Origin of the sequence: Salmonella sp. K21076, assembly GCF_039650795.1 — a bacterium.
GTDB lineage: Bacteria > Pseudomonadota > Gammaproteobacteria > Enterobacterales > Enterobacteriaceae > Salmonella > Salmonella enterica.
In genome coordinates, this window is sequence record NZ_JBCLYA010000044.1 from 1 (window position 1) to 17,105 (window position 17,105).

General features: G+C 54.0%; 10 protein-coding genes and 2 tRNA genes. 9 read left to right on the plus strand and 3 right to left on the minus strand.

The annotated features are described in order from the left end of the window. Positions 1 to 254: 254 nt before the first annotated feature. The 8 genes from AAYN39_RS11725 to recD all read left to right on the plus strand — a co-directional run bounded on the left by AAYN39_RS11725 (position 255) and on the right by recD (position 13,811). On the plus strand, positions 255 to 725 hold the full coding sequence (locus AAYN39_RS11725) for a prepilin peptidase-dependent protein (protein ID WP_000744668.1): 471 nt from the start codon (positions 255 to 257) through the stop codon (positions 723 to 725). Further along, positions 716 to 1,279 (plus strand): prepilin peptidase-dependent protein, encoded by a 564-nt coding sequence (locus AAYN39_RS11730; RefSeq protein WP_000029148.1) that lies wholly within the window; start codon positions 716 to 718, stop codon positions 1,277 to 1,279. Before AAYN39_RS11725 ends, AAYN39_RS11730 begins: the two co-directional genes overlap by 10 nt. Further along, entirely contained in the window at positions 1,276 to 1,683 is a 408-nt protein-coding gene (locus tag AAYN39_RS11735; RefSeq protein ID WP_001078536.1) for a DUF2509 family protein, read from the plus strand. The genes AAYN39_RS11730 and AAYN39_RS11735 overlap by 4 nt, the downstream gene beginning before the upstream one ends. Continuing rightward, positions 1,668 to 1,988: a prepilin-type N-terminal cleavage/methylation domain-containing protein gene (locus tag AAYN39_RS11740; RefSeq protein ID WP_000019280.1), complete on the plus strand. Its 321-nt coding sequence runs from the start codon at positions 1,668 to 1,670 to the stop codon at positions 1,986 to 1,988. Before AAYN39_RS11735 ends, AAYN39_RS11740 begins: the two co-directional genes overlap by 16 nt. 15 nt (positions 1,989 to 2,003) lie before the next feature. Further along, positions 2,004 to 5,375 (plus strand): exodeoxyribonuclease V subunit gamma, encoded by a 3,372-nt coding sequence (gene recC / locus AAYN39_RS11745; protein WP_000946820.1) that lies wholly within the window; start codon positions 2,004 to 2,006, stop codon positions 5,373 to 5,375. A 177-nt stretch (positions 5,376 to 5,552) separates the two neighbouring features. Continuing rightward, positions 5,553 to 8,441 (plus strand): pitrilysin, encoded by a 2,889-nt coding sequence (gene ptrA / locus AAYN39_RS11750; protein ID WP_001138262.1) that lies wholly within the window; start codon positions 5,553 to 5,555, stop codon positions 8,439 to 8,441. Continuing rightward, entirely contained in the window at positions 8,434 to 11,979 is a 3,546-nt protein-coding gene (recB, locus tag AAYN39_RS11755) for an exodeoxyribonuclease V subunit beta (protein ID WP_001000550.1), read from the plus strand. The genes ptrA and recB overlap by 8 nt, the downstream gene beginning before the upstream one ends. Continuing rightward, positions 11,976 to 13,811 (plus strand): exodeoxyribonuclease V subunit alpha, encoded by a 1,836-nt coding sequence (gene recD, locus AAYN39_RS11760; protein ID WP_000155175.1) that lies wholly within the window; start codon positions 11,976 to 11,978, stop codon positions 13,809 to 13,811. The genes recB and recD overlap by 4 nt, the downstream gene beginning before the upstream one ends. A gap of 102 nt (positions 13,812 to 13,913) precedes the next feature. On the opposite strand, the gene argA is transcribed toward recD, so the two are convergent. Further along, positions 13,914 to 15,245, minus strand: a complete 1,332-nt coding sequence (argA, locus tag AAYN39_RS11765; protein ID WP_000588970.1) for an amino-acid N-acetyltransferase — start codon at positions 15,243 to 15,245, stop codon at positions 13,914 to 13,916. 232 nt (positions 15,246 to 15,477) lie between these two features. On the opposite strand from argA, the gene amiC reads away from it, so the two are divergent. Beyond that, entirely contained in the window at positions 15,478 to 16,731 is a 1,254-nt protein-coding gene (amiC, locus tag AAYN39_RS11770) for an N-acetylmuramoyl-L-alanine amidase AmiC (RefSeq protein WP_000011916.1), read from the plus strand. A 109-nt stretch (positions 16,732 to 16,840) separates the two neighbouring features. Here amiC and AAYN39_RS11775 read toward each other — a convergent pair. Both AAYN39_RS11775 and AAYN39_RS11780 read right to left on the minus strand, forming a co-directional pair. Beyond that, positions 16,841 to 16,917, minus strand: a tRNA-Met gene (locus tag AAYN39_RS11775). A 29-nt stretch (positions 16,918 to 16,946) separates the two neighbouring features. Beyond that, positions 16,947 to 17,023 (minus strand) — tRNA-Met (locus AAYN39_RS11780). Positions 17,024 to 17,105: the final 82 nt, after the last annotated feature.

Below are 17,105 nucleotides of genomic sequence, written 5' to 3' on the forward strand. Positions count from 1 at the left end.
CGTAAGTAACGAAGTTTGATGCAAATGTCAGATCGTATGCGCCTGTTAGGGCGCGGCTGGTAAGAGAGCCTTACAGGCGCATCAGAAAAACCTCCGGCTATGCCGGAGGATATTTATTTACCCTTTGTCTCAATCTTCGGCGCGGATTCCTGAAATTTTGCAACGCGCTGCAAGACATGAACTTTTTTCCGTAACGCGTCGAACAATCTGTATTTGGCGCTCGTTATTTTTCTTCCGCCCGCCATACTGCCGACATGAAAAAACAACAGGGCTATACGCTCATTGAAACGGTGGTCGCGATGTCGCTCATTATCATTCTCAGCGCCACAGGACTTTATGGCTGGCAACGCTGGCAGCAGCAACAGCGCCTGTGGCAAACCGCATGTCAGGTGCGGGATTACCTGCTGCAACTTCGTGAGGACGCTCACTGGCATAACCGCGATCACATTCTTCGCGTGGTCAGCGAAGGCGGTTCATGGTGCTTTGTCAGCTCTGTTGCTACGCAAACATCGTGTACGCCATCTTCCCCCTTTGTGTTTACGCCCGACTGGCGTGATGTCGTCCTTGCCGATATCACGCCGTCGTTAGCCTTCTTTGGCCTGCGCAATACGGCATGGGCAGGGCACATCGTGCTGAAAAACGCTGCCGGAGAGTGGCGTCTGGTCGTCTCCTCCTGGGGGCGAATCAGGCTATGTGAGCGTAACGAGGCCGCCACGTGTCAATAACCACGCGGGGGTTCTCGCTACTGGAGGTTGTGCTGGCGATGGCGATAGGTTCCATTTTACTGCTTGGGTCCGCACGATTTTTACCGGCGTTACAGCGTGAGATCTGGCACAACACGCGACAGTTATCGCTGGAAGATGAAATCTGGCAGCGAACCTATACCGTAGCGAAGCATCTTCAACGTGCGGGTTACTGTCATGGCCACTGTATCGGCGAAGGGCTACATCTTGCCGAACAGGGGCAATGCGTCATCGTTCAGTGGGACGGGAATAATAACGGGGTCTGGGATACCATACCGGCGAAAGAGGCCGACCAGACCGGGTTCCGTATGAAGGATAACGTTCTGGAGACATTACGCGGAGCAACATCTTGCCAGGGTAAGGGATGGGAAAAAATGACCGATCCCAATACGGTACTCATCACGGCGTTTAACGTTGAGCGCCGGGATATAACGGGATTCTCGCCAGTGCTCATGCTGCATCTGCGTGGCGCCAGCAAAGCCGAGCCTCAGACGGTTATTGACGCGCAATATAGCGTAACGGGATTTAATCTGTGAATCGGGAACGTGGCGCTTCTTCGCTAATACTGGCGCTTTTAATACTGATTCTGGGCAGTCTGCTACTGCAAGGCGTAAATCAGCAGCAGGCCAGCTATGCCGCCCGCGTGACGACGCAGAGCATGGCGATACAACGCCAGGCGCTCGTACAGTCGGCGCTGGAATGGGGGCGAGGGCAGCTATGGTCAGGCGTAACCGAAATGGAATGTCGGCGCTATTCCTCTTCAGGAGCGAGGGTCTGTTTGCGGAGATTATCGGGGGATGAAGTGGTGATGGCGGCGCAAGATGATGGCATGACGTTATGGCGTTTGGGCAACGTCATTCAGGGAAGCATTGTCTTTTCTCCCCACGGCTGGAGTGATTTTTGTCCGTTAAAAGAGGTGGCGTTATGTCGCATCCCCTGAATTTTCAACGCGGGTTTAGCCTCCCGGAAGTTTTAGTGGCGATGGTTCTAATGGTAATGATCGTCACCGCGCTGTCAGGCTATCAGCGGGTATTAATGCACACTTTTGCATTACGACACCAGTATCTCCAGATCTGGCGGCAGGCGTGGCAGCAAACGGCGCTGTATCCATTTTCGCCTGCTGACGGCTGGAATGCCAACCGGATGCAGACAACGCAATCGGGATGTGTCAGCATCAGCGTCACGATGGTTTCACCCTCTGGCAGGCAGGGGCAGATGACGCGCTTGCATTGTCCAAATCGTTAATCGTCAGGAGTAATTATGTTAAGGGTCTACCACTCCAATCGTCTGGATGTGCTGGAAGCGTTGATGGAGTTCATCGTCGAACGCGAGCGGCTGGATGATCCCTTTGAACCAGAAATGATTCTGGTACAAAGCACGGGTATGGCGCAGTGGCTGCAGATGACCCTTTCACAAAAGTTTGGTATTGCGGCGAATATCGCTTTTCCGTTACCGGCGAGTTTTATCTGGGAGATGTTTGTCCGCGTGTTGCCAGATATCCCCAAAGAAAGCGCTTTCAGCAAACAAAGCATGAGCTGGAAACTGATGACCTTGCTGCCGCAGTTGCTGGATAAGGATGAGTTTGTACTGCTGCGCCATTATCTGACCGACGACACCGATAAACGCAAACTCTTTCAGCTTTCCGCGCGCGCCGCCGACCTGTTCGATCAGTATCTGGTTTATCGGCCTGACTGGCTTACGCAGTGGGAGGCGGGAAAAACCGTGGAAGGTCTGGGAGAGGCGCAAAACTGGCAGGCGCCGCTGTGGAAAGCATTGGTGGAATATACCGCCGCGCTGGGGCAGCCGCGCTGGCATCGCGCCAATCTCTACCAACGCTTTATTCAAACGCTGGAAAGCGCGACCGCCTGCCCGCCAGGGTTGCCGTCCCGCGTTTTTATTTGCGGCATTTCCGCGTTACCGCCAGTGTATCTCAAAGCATTGCAGGCGCTGGGTAAACATATTGAAATCCATCTCCTTTTTACTAATCCGTGTCGGTATTACTGGGGGGATATAAAAGACCCAGCCTGGCTGGCAAAACTCATGGCTCGCCAGCGTCGTCACAGTTTTGAAGACCGTCATTTACCGTTGTTCCGTGAAAATCAGAATCCGGAAGCCTTATTTAACAGCGACGGTGAACAGGATATCGGTAATCCGCTACTGGCCTCATGGGGAAAACTGGGACGGGATTATATCTACCTGCTATCTGAACTGGAAAACAGCCAGGAGCTGGATGCGTTTGTTGATATTACGCCAGATAATCTTTTGCATCGGATTCAGGCGGATATCCTTGAACTGGAAAGCCATGCGGTGGCGGGCGTAAATCTTGAGGAGTATTCGCGCAGCGACAATAAGCGTCTGCTCGATCCCGAGGATAACAGCCTCTCTTTTCACGTTTGTCACAGCCCGCAGCGCGAGGTGGAAATACTGCACGATCGCCTGCTGGCGATGCTGGAAGCCGATCCGACGCTAACGCCGCGCGACATTATCGTTATGGTGGCTGATATTGACAGCTATAGCCCGTTTATCCAGGCGGTATTTGGTAGCGCGCCAACGGAGCGCTATCTGCCTTATGCTATTTCCGATCGGCGGGCGCGTCAGTCACATCCGGTGTTACAGGCATTTATCAGTCTGCTTTCGTTACCGGACAGCCGCTTCGTCTCCGAGGATGTTCTGGCGTTGTTAGACGTACCGGTATTGGCTGCCCGCTTTACGATCAACGAAGAAGGGCTGCGTTATTTGCGCTTGTGGGTCAATGAGTCAGGCATTCGCTGGGGGATTGACGATGACAACGTGCGCGAGCTGGAACTTCCTGCCACGGGGCAGCATACATGGCAATTTGGCCTGACGCGTATGCTGCTGGGGTATGCGATGGAAAGCGCCCAGGGCGAGTGGCAGTCGGTTCTGCCTTATGACGAATCCAGCGGTCTGATTGCTGAGCTGGTCGGGCATCTGGCTTCGCTGCTGATGCAGCTTAATATCTGGCGGCGCGGTCTGGCGCAGGAGCGACCTCTGGAAGAGTGGTTGCCCGTTTGTCGCGACATGCTCAATGATTTCTTCCTGCCCGATGCGGACACGGAAGCGGCAATGACATTGATTGAACAGCAGTGGCAGGCCATTATCGCCGAAGGCGTCGCGGCGGAATATGGCGACGCGGTACCGATTTCGCTACTGCGGGATGAGCTGGCGCAGCGTCTGGATCAGGAACGTATTAGCCAGCGCTTCCTGGCGGGCCCCATCAATATTTGTACGCTGATGCCGATGCGTTCCATTCCGTTCAGAGTCGTTTGCCTGCTGGGAATGAACGACGGCGTATACCCGCGCCAGCTTGCGCCGTTGGGCTTTGACCTGATGAGCCAAAAACCCATGCGCGGGGATCGTAGCCGTCGCGACGATGACCGCTACCTGTTTCTGGAAGCGTTAATCTCGGCGCAGCAGACGCTGTATATCAGCTACATCGGTCGCTCCATCCAGGATAATAGCGAACGCTTTCCCTCTGTACTGGTGCAAGAATTGGTGGATTACATCGGGCAAAGCCACTATTTGCCGGGCGACGAAACGCTGACCTGTGATGAGAGCGAAGCACGAGTCAAAGCGCATATTACGCGTCTGCATACCCGTATGCCTTTTGATGCGCAAAATTACCAACCCGGCGAACAGCAAAGTTATGCCAGAGAGTGGTTGCCCGCGGCGAGTCAGTCGGGAAAAGCGCATTCTGACTTTGTGCAGCCGCTTCCTTTTACGATGCCGGAAACATTGACTCTGGAAAGTCTGCAGCGTTTTTGGGCCCATCCGGTACGCGCATTTTTTCAGATGCGGCTTCAGGTTAATTTCCGCTCGGAAGAGAGTGAGATTCCTGATGCTGAACCGTTTGAATTAGAGGGATTGACGCGATATCAACTTAACCAACAGTTGCTCAATACGTTGGTTGAAGAGGACGATGCCGAACGCTTGTTCCGCCGTTTTCGGGCTGCGGGAGAGCTGCCTTACGGCGCGTTTGGCGAAATATTCTGGGATGCGCAGTGTCAGGAGATGCAGCAACTGGCAAGCCGGGTTATCGCTTGCCGTAAGCCGAGCCAAAGCCTGGAAGTGGATCTGCTTTGCAATGGAGTTCAGCTAACCGGCTGGCTACCGCAGGTACAGGAGGATGGATTATTGCGCTGGCGTCCCGCTTTAATCAGCGTGGCGCAAGGTGTGCAACTTTGGCTGGAACACCTTGTCTATTGTGCCAGCGGCGGTAGTGGCGAAAGTCGCCTGTTTTTGCGCAAAGAGGGAGAATGGCGATTTCCGCCTCTTGATAAAACGCAGGCAATGGCTTACCTGGCGCAACTGATTGAAGGCTACCGGGAAGGCATGTCTTCTCCGCTATTGGTACTGCCGGAAAGCGGCGGCGCATGGATAAAAGCCTGTTATGACGCTGAAAATGATGTCATGTTAGACGACGATGATACTTTACAGAAGGCCAGGACAAAGTTTCTACAGGCTTATGAAGGCAACATGATGGTGAGCGGCGAAGGCGAAGATATCTGGTATCAACGTCTTTGGCGTCAGCTGGAATCGGAAACGTTGCAGGCTATCATTGCGCAGTCACGGCATTACCTGTTACCGCTGTTTCGTTTTAATCAGTCTCGTTGATTGTATGAAAATCGCGCCATTAAAAGGCTTCGACTATGATGCGCTCTTCGTCACGGACTGATTACTGATAAAAAAATGCTGCCTGGTTCAGCACAATAATATCCCGTTCCGCTCAGGTCGATGGTTTACGTGACCATACAGATGAGTGGGAATGAAAGTTAATGATGAGGTCCGTGAATGCCCCGCAGCACCTGGTTCAAAGCGTTATTGTTATTGGTCGCCCTCTGGGGGCCTGCAGTTCAGGCGGATATCGGTTGGCAACCGCTGCAAGAAACTATCCGTAAAAGCGATAAAGATACCCGGCAGTATCAGGCGATACGTCTTGATAATGACATGGTGGTGTTGCTGGTATCCGATCCGCAGGCTGTAAAGTCTCTTTCTGCGTTAGTGGTGCCCGTTGTATCGCTTGAAGATCCTGAGGCTCATCAGGGGCTTGCTCATTATCTTGAGCATATGTGCCTGATGGGGTCAAAAAAATATCCGCAGGCGGATAGCCTTGCCGAATACCTTAAAAGACATGGCGGTAGCCACAACGCCAGCACCGCACCTTATCGAACAGCCTTCTACCTGGAGGTTGAAAACGACGCGCTTCCAGGTGCCGTAGATCGCTTGGCCGACGCCATTGCCGCGCCATTGCTCAATAAAAAGTATGCCGAACGCGAACGAAACGCAGTGAATGCCGAGCTGACGATGGCGCGCACCCGTGACGGTATGCGTATGGCGCAGGTAAGCGCCGAAACCATTAACCCGGCGCATCCAGGCTCGCACTTTTCAGGCGGCAATCTGGAAACGCTAAGCGATAAGCCGGGCAATCCGGTGCAACAGGCGTTGATCGCTTTTCATGAAAAATACTATTCATCTAATCTGATGAAGGCGGTGATTTACAGTAATAAACCCTTGCCGGAACTGGCGAGTATTGCCGCCGCAACCTATGGTCGCGTGCCGAATAAACAGATTAAAAAACCGGAAATTACCGTACCTGTCATCACCGAGGCGCAGAAGGGCATCATTATTCATTACGTGCCGGCGCTACCGCGTAAAGTGCTGCGCGTGGAGTTTCGTATTGATAACAATAGCGCGCAGTTCCGTAGCAAGACCGATGAACTGGTCTCTTATCTGATTGGCAATCGTAGCCCGGGGACGCTCTCTGACTGGCTGCAAAAACAAGGACTGGTCGAAGGTATTAGCGCGGATTCTGATCCGATTGTTAATGGTAACAGCGGCGTATTTGCCATTTCGGCAACGCTGACTGATAAAGGTTTGGCCAATCGTGATGAAGTCGTCGCAGCTATCTTTAGCTATCTCAATACGTTACGTGAAAAAGGGATAGATAAACGTTACTTTGACGAGCTGGCGCATGTGCTGGATCTCGACTTCCGCTATCCGTCGATTACCCGCGATATGGACTATGTCGAGTGGCTGGCGGACACTATGATCCGCGTCCCGGTAGCGCATACGCTGGATGCGGCGAATATCGCCGATCGTTACGATCCTGCCGCTATCAAAAATCGCCTGGCGATGATGACGCCGCAGAATGCGCGCATCTGGTACATCAGTCCCCAGGAACCCCATAATAAGATTGCGTATTTTGTGGATGCGCCTTATCAGGTCGATAAGATTAGCGAACAGACGTTTAAAAACTGGCAGCAAAAAGCACAGGGCATTGCGTTGTCGCTGCCGGAGTTAAACCCCTATATTCCTGATGATTTTACGCTTATTAAGAATGACAAAAACTACGTGCGGCCAGAACTGATTGTCGATAAAGCGGATTTGCGCGTGGTTTATGCGCCGAGTCGTTATTTCGCCAGCGAGCCAAAAGCTGACGTGAGTGTGGTATTGCGTAACCCGCAGGCGATGGACAGCGCCCGCAATCAGGTACTGTTCGCCCTTAATGATTATCTGGCGGGAATGGCGCTAGATCAGCTCAGCAACCAGGCGGCAGTGGGCGGCATTAGCTTTTCCACTAACGCCAACAATGGTCTGATGGTCACTGCGAACGGTTATACCCAGCGTTTGCCGCAGCTTTTCCTGGCGCTGCTGGAAGGATATTTTAGCTACGACGCCACGGAAGAACAGCTGGCGCAGGCGAAATCCTGGTATACGCAGATGATGGATTCTGCGGAGAAGGGAAAAGCCTACGAACAGGCGATTATGCCGGTGCAGATGATTTCGCAGGTGCCTTATTTTTCCCGTGATGAACGTCGCGCTTTGCTGCCGTCCATTACGTTAAAAGAGGTGATGGCCTATCGTAATGCGTTAAAAACGGGCGCTCGTCCGGAATTTCTGGTTATAGGAAATATGAGCGAAGCCCAGGCGACCTCTCTGGCGCAAGATGTCCAAAAACAGCTCGCGGCGAACGGATCGGCGTGGTGTCGTAACAAAGACGTGGTGGTTGAGAAAAAGCAGTCCGTAATATTTGAAAAAGCGGGCAGTAGCACCGACTCCGCGTTAGCCGCGGTCTTTGTCCCGGTCGGCTACGACGAGTACGTCAGCGCCGCCTACAGCGCGATGTTAGGTCAGATTGTTCAACCGTGGTTTTACAATCAGCTACGAACCGAAGAGCAACTGGGATACGCTGTTTTCGCCTTTCCGATGAGCGTTGGCCGTCAGTGGGGAATGGGATTCCTGCTACAGAGCAACGATAAACAGCCCTCTTACCTGTGGCAACGCTATCAGGCATTTTTCCCTGACGCCGAGGCGAAGCTGAGGGCGATGAAGCCGGAAGAGTTCGCCCAAATTCAGCAGGCGATCATTACGCAAATGCGCCAGGCGCCGCAAACGTTGGGCGAAGAAGCATCCCGTTTAAGCAAGGATTTCGATCGGGGTAATATGCGCTTTGACTCGCGTGATAAAATCATCGCTCAGATAAAATTGCTGACGCCACAAAAGCTTGCCGATTTCTTCCACCAGGCGGTGGTGGAACCACAAGGTATGGCAATATTGTCACAGATTGCCGGTAGCCAGAATGGAAAAGCAGAATACGTGCATCCGACAGGCTGGAAAGTGTGGGATAACGTCAGCGCTTTGCAGCAAACGTTACCTCTAATGAGCGAAAAGAATGAATGATGTCGCCGAGACTCTTGATCCTCTGCGCTTGCCCCTTACAGGCGAGCGTTTGATTGAAGCATCAGCGGGCACAGGCAAAACGTTTACTATCGCGGCGCTGTATCTGCGGCTACTGCTCGGTTTAGGCGGCAGCGCCGCATTTCCCCGTCCGTTGACCGTTGAAGAACTGCTGGTGGTAACCTTTACGGAGGCCGCCACTGAAGAGCTGCGTGGGCGAATCCGCAGTAATATCCATGAGTTGCGCATCGCCTGTCTGCGGGAAAGCACGGATAATCCGCTGTATGCCCGCTTGCTGGAAGAAATTAGCGACAAAAAGCAGGCCGCGCAGTGGTTATTACTGGCAGAACGACAAATGGACGAGGCCGCGGTTTTTACCATCCACGGTTTTTGCCAGCGTATGCTCAGCCTGAACGCTTTCGAATCCGGTATGTTGTTTGAGCAACAGCTTATTGAAGACGAATCTTTGTTGCGTTATCAGGCCTGCGCCGATTTCTGGCGGCGTCATTGCTATCCGCTGCCGCGCGACATCGCGCAGGTGGTGTTTGACGTGTGGAAGGGGCCGAAGGCGCTCTTAAAAGATATCGATCGTTATCTGCAGGGCGAAGCGCCGGTCATTAAAGCGCCGCCATCGCAGGAGGAGACGCTGGCATCGCGCCATGAACAGATCCTGGCGCGCATCAACCAGGTGAAGCAGCAGTGGTGTGAGGCGGTTAGCGAGCTGGACGCGCTGATCGAATCATCCGGCATCGATCGCAGAAAATTCAACCGCGGCAATCAGGCGAAATGGATCGAAAAGATCACCGCGTGGGCGCAAGAAGAGACCAAAAATTATCAATTACCCGAGGCGTTGGGAAAATTTTCACAGCGTTTTTTAGCTGAGCGCACCAAAGCTGGGGGCGTGACGCCCCAGCACCCATTGTTTGTCGCCATTGATAACCTGTTGGGCGAACCGCTATCGATTAAAGATCTGGTTCTTACCCGAGCGCTCTCAGAGATCCGTGGAACGGTGGCTCAGGAAAAACGACGGCGCGGCGAGCTGGGGTTTGACGATATGCTCAGCCGTTTAGATACCGCGCTGCGTAGTGAAAGCGGCGAGGCGCTGGCTGCGGCGATTCGTACCCGTTTTCCGGTGGCGATGATCGATGAATTTCAGGATACCGACCCACAACAGTACCGTATTTTTCGCCGTATCTGGCGACATCAACCCGATACGGCGCTATTGCTGATTGGCGATCCTAAACAGGCGATTTATGCGTTTCGTGGCGCGGATATCTTTACCTACATGAAGGCTCGCAGCGAAGTGAGCGCGCACTATACCCTTGACACTAACTGGCGCTCCGCGCCGGGGATGGTGAATAGCGTTAACAAGCTGTTCAGTCAGATGAATGACGCCTTTATGTTCCGCGATATTCCCTTCAGTCCGGTAAAGTTTGCGCCCAGAAACCAGTCGCTGCAATTTAAAGTGAATGACGCGCCTCAACCGGCGATGACCCTGTGGCTAATGGAGGGGGAAAGCTGCGGTTCGGGCGATTATCAAAGTTATATGGCGCAGGTGTGCGCCACGCAAATTCGCGACTGGCTGCGTGCCGGGCAAACGGGCGACGCGCTGCTGACGAACGGCGATTCGTCGCGGCCCGTTCGCGCCTCGGATATTAGCGTGCTGGTGCGCAGCAGGCGGGAAGCCGCGCTGATACGGGATGCGCTGACCTTACTGGCGATCCCCTCCGTCTATCTTTCTAACCGCGACAGCGTATTCGAAACGCTCGAAGCGCAGGAAATGCTGTGGGTGTTGCAGGCGGTGATGGCGCCCGAACGTGAGAATACGCTGCGTAGCGCTCTGGCGACATCAATGATGGGCCTTACCGCGCTGGATATCGAAACGCTTAACAATGATGAAAATGCGTGGGATGCGGTTGTTGAAGAGTTTGATGGCTACCGACAGATTTGGCATAAACGCGGCGTGATGCCTATGCTGCGCGCGCTAATGTCGGCGCGCAATATTGCTGAAAACCTGCTGGCGACGGCGGGAGGTGAACGTCGGCTGACGGATATTCTGCATATTAGCGAACTGTTACAGGAAGCCGGTTCGCAGCTGGAAAGCGAACATGCGCTGGTGCGTTGGCTGGCGCAACATATCCTTGAACCTGATAGCAATGCTTCCAGCCAGCAACTACGTCTGGAAAGCGATAAGCATCTGGTGCAAATCGTCACCATTCATAAATCGAAAGGTCTGGAATACCCGCTGGTCTGGTTACCTTTTATCACCCATTTCCGCGTGCAGGACCAGGCTTTTTATCACGACAGGCACTCCTACGAGGCGGTGCTGGACCTTAGTCACGCCGAAGAGAGCATAGCACTGGCGGAAGCCGAACGCCTGGCGGAAGACCTGCGCCTACTTTATGTCGCGCTGACCCGTGCAGTGTGGCATTGCAGCCTCGGCGTCGCGCCGCTGGTGCGGCGTCGTAGCGATAAGAAAGGCGAGACGGATGTGCACCAAAGCGCGCTTGGGCGACTCCTGCAAAAAGGCGAACCGATGGATGCCGCAGGCCTTCGCGCCTGTATTGAGGCGCTATGCGACGAGGATATCGTGTGTCGAACGCCAGGCAATACGGATAACGACCGCTGGCAAATTGCCGCTGCATCGCACGCGGAACTCAGCGCCAGAACGCTGCAACGCCTGCTTTATGATAGCTGGCGCGTCACCAGTTATTCCGGTTTGCAGCAGCGGGGACATAGCGTGGCGCAAGATCTTATTCCTCGTCTCGACATTGACGCCGCAGGCGTTGGCGAAGCGGCGGAAGCGCCGGCAATGACGCCGCATCACTTTCCTCGCGGGGCATCGCCGGGAACATTTTTGCACAGCCTGTTTGAAGAGCTTGATTTTACTCAACCGATAGACCCCCAATGGGTACAGGAAAAACTGGAGCTGAGTGGTTTTGAAACGCGATGGGAGCCCGTACTTACCCGCTGGCTGGACACCGTGTTGCACGTTCCCCTTAACGAGACGGGCGTTAGTCTGAGCGTGCTGACCGAGCGTGAAAAACAGGTTGAAATGGAGTTTTATCTGCCGATTGCCCAGCCGCTTACCGCCGGAGAGTTAGATGCGTTGATTCGTCGATACGACCCGCTTTCAGCAGGTTGCCCTGCGCTGGATTTCATGCAGGTTCGCGGCATGTTAAAGGGCTTTATCGACCTGGTGTTCCGTTATGAGGGGCGCTATTACCTGCTCGACTATAAATCTAACTGGCTGGGCGAGGATAGCGCCGCTTATACCCAGACGGCGATGGCTGCGGCGATGCAGGCGCATCGCTATGATTTGCAGTACCAGCTTTATACGCTGGCATTGCATCGTTACCTTCGTCATCGAATGGCGAATTACGACTATGAACGCCATTTCGGCGGCGTCATCTATCTCTTTTTACGCGGGGTGGATAGCGAACGTCCGCAGCAGGGTATTTTTACCACTCGTCCTGCGGCGGCGTTAATTAACCAACTGGATGATATGTTTGCAGGTGAAATGAGTGAGGAGGCGCAATGACAATCCAGAAGCGGTTGCTGGAGGCCGTTGAACAAAAACTCTTACGGCCCATTGATGCCCAGTTTGCTTTAACCGTCGCCGGTAACGACGATCCCGCCGTGACGCTGGCGGCAGCGCTGCTTAGTCATGACGCAGGTGAAGGTCACGTGTGTCTGCCGTTGTCGCGTTTAACGTTAACGGAGGAGGCGCATCCCTTACTGGTCGCCTGGATAAGCGAAACGGCTACGCCAATCGACTGGAAAAAGCGGTTACTGGCGTCTGCGGCGGTTAGCTGCGGCGATAGCCCCGCGCCGTTAATTCTGTGCGGCGATCGCCTCTACCTGAATCGCATGTGGTGCAACGAGCGTACGGTTGCGCGCTTTTTTAACGAGGTTAACCAGGCCATCGCCGTAGATGAAGATCAGTTATCCCGTATTCTGGACGCGCTATTCCCTCCGACAGACGAGGTGAACTGGCAAAAGGTGGCCGCCGCCGTAGCGCTAACTCGCCGTATCTCCGTGATTTCAGGCGGTCCCGGCACCGGTAAAACCACCACCGTCGCGAAGCTGCTGGCGGCATTAATTCAAATGGCGGATGGCGAACGTTGCCGTATCCGGCTGGCGGCGCCAACCGGGAAAGCGGCCGCACGCCTGACGGAGTCGCTCGGCGCGGCGTTGCGTCAGCTTCCTCTTACCGATGCGCAGAAAAAGCGTATACCGGAGGACGCCAGTACGCTGCACCGACTGCTGGGCGCACAGCCCGGCAGCCAGCGATTACGCCATCATGCGGGCAACCCGCTGCATCTGGACGTGCTGGTGGTCGATGAGGCATCAATGATTGATTTGCCGATGATGTCACGTTTGATTGACGCTCTGCCGCCGCACGGGCGGGTCATTTTTCTTGGCGATCGCGATCAGTTGGCATCCGTTGAGGCGGGCGCTGTGTTGGGCGATATTTGCGCCTATGTCAACGCAGGGTTTACGGCGGAACGCGCCCGACAGCTAAGTCGACTCACTGGTAGCGCCATTCCGGCGGGGGCCGGAACGCAAGCCGCGTCTTTACGCGATAGCCTCTGTTTGTTGCAAAAGAGCTACCGTTTCGGCAGCGATTCTGGCATCGGCAAGCTGGCGGCGGCAATTAACTGTGGCGACAGGTCGGCAATCCAGGCTGTTTTTCAGCAGGGGTTTAGCGATATAGAGAAGCGTACATTGCAAAGCAGCGACGATTATGCCGGGATGCTGGATGAAGCGCTGGCGGGCTATGGGCGCTACCTGCGGTTGCTGCATGAAAAAGCGGCGCCGGAGGCAATCCTTCAGGCTTTCAATGAGTATCAACTGCTTTGTGCGCTGCGCGAAGGCCCATTTGGCGTGAGGGGACTGAATGACCGCATTGAGCAGGCGATGGTGCAGCAACGAAAAATTCAGCGGCATCCGCACTCTCGCTGGTATGAAGGGCGTCCGGTAATGATTGCGCGCAACGATAGCGCGTTGGGGCTATTTAACGGCGATATTGGTATTGCGCTCGATCGCGGGCAGGGGTTACGCGTCTGGTTTGTGATGCCGGACGGCACGATCAAGTCCGTTCAGCCCAGCCGTCTGCCGGAACATGATACAACCTGGGCGATGACGGTACATAAATCACAGGGGTCTGAATTTGATCACGCCGCGCTGATTTTACCCAGCCAACGTTCGCCGGTCGTGACGCGGGAGCTGGTGTATACCGCTGTTACGCGGGCGCGGCGGCGGTTATCGCTGTATGCCGATGAACGGATCCTGGCAGGCGCGATTGTGACGCGAACGGAACGGCGCAGCGGGTTAGCCACCTTATTTGATGAAGTCAGTCGTATCGGATAAGACGAGTTCTCGCCGGATGGCGACGCGTAGCGTCTTATCCGGCCTCCAAATGATGCTTTCGAGCGTAGGCCTGATAAGCGCAGCGCCATCAGGCCCCCCTTGTTATCCTAAATCTGCCATCAGCACCTTTGAACGTCGCTGATAGTTATACATTTTTTTCTTGCTCTCAGGCAGTAACTCAATATCGACAGGCGTAAAACCGCGCTCCTGGAACCAGTGAATACTGCGCGTCGTCAACACAAACAATTTACGCAGCCCCATTTGCCGTGCCTGGGCGGCAACCCGCTCCAGAAGCACTTCTCCACGCGATGAGCTGCGATAATCCGGATGTACCGCTACGCAGGCCATTTCGCCTATTTTCTCTTCCACAAAAGGATACAGCGCCGCGCAAGCGATAGTCATATTATCGCGCTGAATAATGGTAAATTTATCGATCTCCATCTCCAGTTGTTCACGGGAACGGCGTACCAGAATGCCCTGCTGTTCCAGTGGGCGGATAAGCTCCAGAATACCGCCAATATCGTTGATGGTAGCGCGGCGGATCTGCTCGGCGCTCTCCATGACGATCTGCGTACCGATACCATCACGCGAGAACAATTCCTGTAATAGCGAGCCATCTTCCTGATAGCTGATCAGATGGCAACGACGAACGCCGCTACGACAGGCTTTTACCGCGCCGCGCAAAAAACGTACGGTTCCGGAGTTGTAATCGCCCTGCGCTTCCAACTCTTCCACCCGCGCCTGCGCTTCATTCGGGAAGAGTTCAGAAATGATGCCGCCCTCGCTATTGGTAACGCCCTGAGAAGAACAGAAACCGATCATTTTTTCCGCTTTCAGTTTAACGGCGAGTTGAGTGGCAATCTCTTCTGAGGTCAGATTAAAACTTTCGCCGGTCACTGAGACGGCGACCGGCCCCATCAGAACGATCGCGCCGTTATCCAACTGGCGGTTGATCGCATCTTCATCAATGCGCCGGATACGGCCGCTATGACAGTAGTCCACGCCATCATCAACGCCCAGCGGCTGCGCAATGGTGAAATTGCCGCTGACGACATTAATGTGCGCGCCCTGCAACGGCGTATTGTTCAGACTCATCGACAGACGGGCGGTAATATCAAGCTGGAGTAAACCGGCGGCCTGTTTCACCAGCTCCAGTGTTTTGGCGTCCGTCACCCGTGTGTTTTTGTGGTAAATCGGTTCATGATGATGCGCGGCCAGATTGGCGTCGATTTGCGGTCGCGCGCCATACACCACGACAAGGCGAATACCGAGGCTATGCAGTAGCCCGATATCGCTAACGATGCTGGAAAAATTGTCATGCTCAATGGCTTCGCCGCCGAGCATAATGACAAAGGTTTTTCCGCGATGGGTATTGATATAGGGAACTGAATGGCGAAACCCTTCTACCAGTTCGGTTTTACGTTCCTTTATCATTGCGCGCCCCACTAGTGAATTATTATTCGAAATTAGTGTATTTTTATTCTGTTTTTGCCCTCTGTGCAAGCGTAAATTTTATGCGGTCCGATCGCTTTTCTTAGTAATGCCGTGAATATAAAAAGAATGTTTACCCTTTTATAGATGACAGATTATGCGTCATTCGCTAAAGTTTCCGGTCAATTTGGATGAACTTTGTATGATCTCTATTTAGTTTTTGCTCGGGAGAAGCATGTCGGGAGCCAATTCAGCAATCAGCCGTCGCCGTTTACTACAAGGCGCGGGCGCCATGTGGCTATTAAGCGTGAGCCAGGTCGGGCTGGCTGCCGTAAGCCAGGTCGTTGCGGTGCGTATCTGGCCTGCGTCCAGCTATACCCGCGTCACGGTAGAGTCGAATCGTCTGCTGAAATATAAACAATTTGCCTTAAGTAACCCGGACCGCGTGGTGGTAGATATTGAGGATGTGAATCTGAACTCGGTGCTTAAAGGCATTGGCGCGCAGATTCGCAGCGACGATCCGTATATCAAATCCGCAAGGGTAGGGCAGTTTGATCCTAAGACTGTGCGTATGGTCTTTGAGCTAAAACAAAACGTGAAGCCGCAGCTATTTGCGCTGGCGCCTGTGGCAGGCTTTAAAGAACGTCTGGTGATAGATCTTTATCCTGCTAATGCGCAGGATATGCAGGATCCGCTGCTGGCGCTGCTGGAAGACTACAATAAAGGCGATCTGGATAAACAGGTGCCGCCTTCGCAAAGCGGGCCGCAGCCCGGTAAAGCGGGGCGCGATCGTCCCATTGTCATTATGCTTGATCCGGGACACGGCGGCGAAGACCCTGGCGCGATAGGCAAATACAAAACGCGTGAAAAAGACGTGGTGCTCCAGATAGCCCGCCGCCTGCGCGCGTTGATCGAAAAAGAAGGCAACATGAAGGTCTATATGACGCGCAATGAAGACATCTTCATTCCGTTAAAAGTCCGGGTGGCGAAAGCGCAGAAACAGCGCGCCGACCTGTTTGTCTCTATTCATGCGGATGCCTTCACCAGCCGGCAGCCTAGCGGTTCATCCGTATTCGCGCTATCGACTAAAGGCGCCACCAGTACTGCGGCGAAATATCTGGCGCAAACGCAGAACGCCTCGGACTTAATTGGCGGCGTGAGCAAAAGCGGTGACCGTTATGTCGACCATACGATGTTCGATATGGTGCAATCGCTGACCATTGCCGATAGTTTGAAATTCGGTAAAGCGGTGTTGAAGCAGCTTGGTAAAATTAATGACCTGCATAAAAACAAGGTCGAGCAGGCGGGGTTTGCGGTGTTAAAGGCGCCCGATATTCCGTCTATTCTGGTCGAGACGGCGTTTATCAGTAACATTGAAGAAGAACGCAAGCTCAAGACCGCGACGTTCCAGCAACAGGTCGCAGAGTCGATTCTGGCGGGCATTAAAGCCTATTTTGCCGATGGGGCGACGCTGGCGAGAAGAAGTTAACCTGAGATGACGGCGAGTTTATTGCGCGGGTAAGTAGGATGCTGCCCGCACTGTCGTTGCGGACCAGATGACAGATACAAAAAAACACCCGTAAGGGTGTTCATTAAGTTGGTTGCGGGGGCCGGATTTGAACCGACGACCTTCGGGTTATGAGCCCGACGAGCTACCAGGCTGCTCCACCCCGCGTCCGTCTAAACTTGCATTCTCATTGTAATTGGTTGCGGGGGCCGGATTTGAACCGACGACCTTCGGGTTATGAGCCCGACGAGCTACCAGGCTGCTCCACCCCGCGTCCGTGGATGCGCACTATACTCCGCTGAGCTTTTGTTGCAACCCTTTTTTCATATAAATCGCTAATTTCTCATGAATTGCGC

Coding starts and splice junctions, on each gene's coding strand:
- AAYN39_RS11725 (WP_000744668.1), top strand. CDS start 255: ATGAAAAAACAACAGGGCTATACGCTCATTGAAACGGTGGTCGCGATG.
- AAYN39_RS11740 (WP_000019280.1), top strand. CDS start 1,668: ATGTCGCATCCCCTGAATTTTCAACGCGGGTTTAGCCTCCCGGAAGTT.
- recC (WP_000946820.1), top strand. CDS start 2,004: ATGTTAAGGGTCTACCACTCCAATCGTCTGGATGTGCTGGAAGCGTTG.
- ptrA (WP_001138262.1), top strand. CDS start 5,553: ATGCCCCGCAGCACCTGGTTCAAAGCGTTATTGTTATTGGTCGCCCTC.
- recB (WP_001000550.1), top strand. CDS start 8,434: ATGAATGATGTCGCCGAGACTCTTGATCCTCTGCGCTTGCCCCTTACA.
- recD (WP_000155175.1), top strand. CDS start 11,976: ATGACAATCCAGAAGCGGTTGCTGGAGGCCGTTGAACAAAAACTCTTA.
- argA (WP_000588970.1), bottom strand. CDS start 15,245: ATGATAAAGGAACGTAAAACCGAACTGGTAGAAGGGTTTCGCCATTCA.
- amiC (WP_000011916.1), top strand. CDS start 15,478: ATGTCGGGAGCCAATTCAGCAATCAGCCGTCGCCGTTTACTACAAGGC.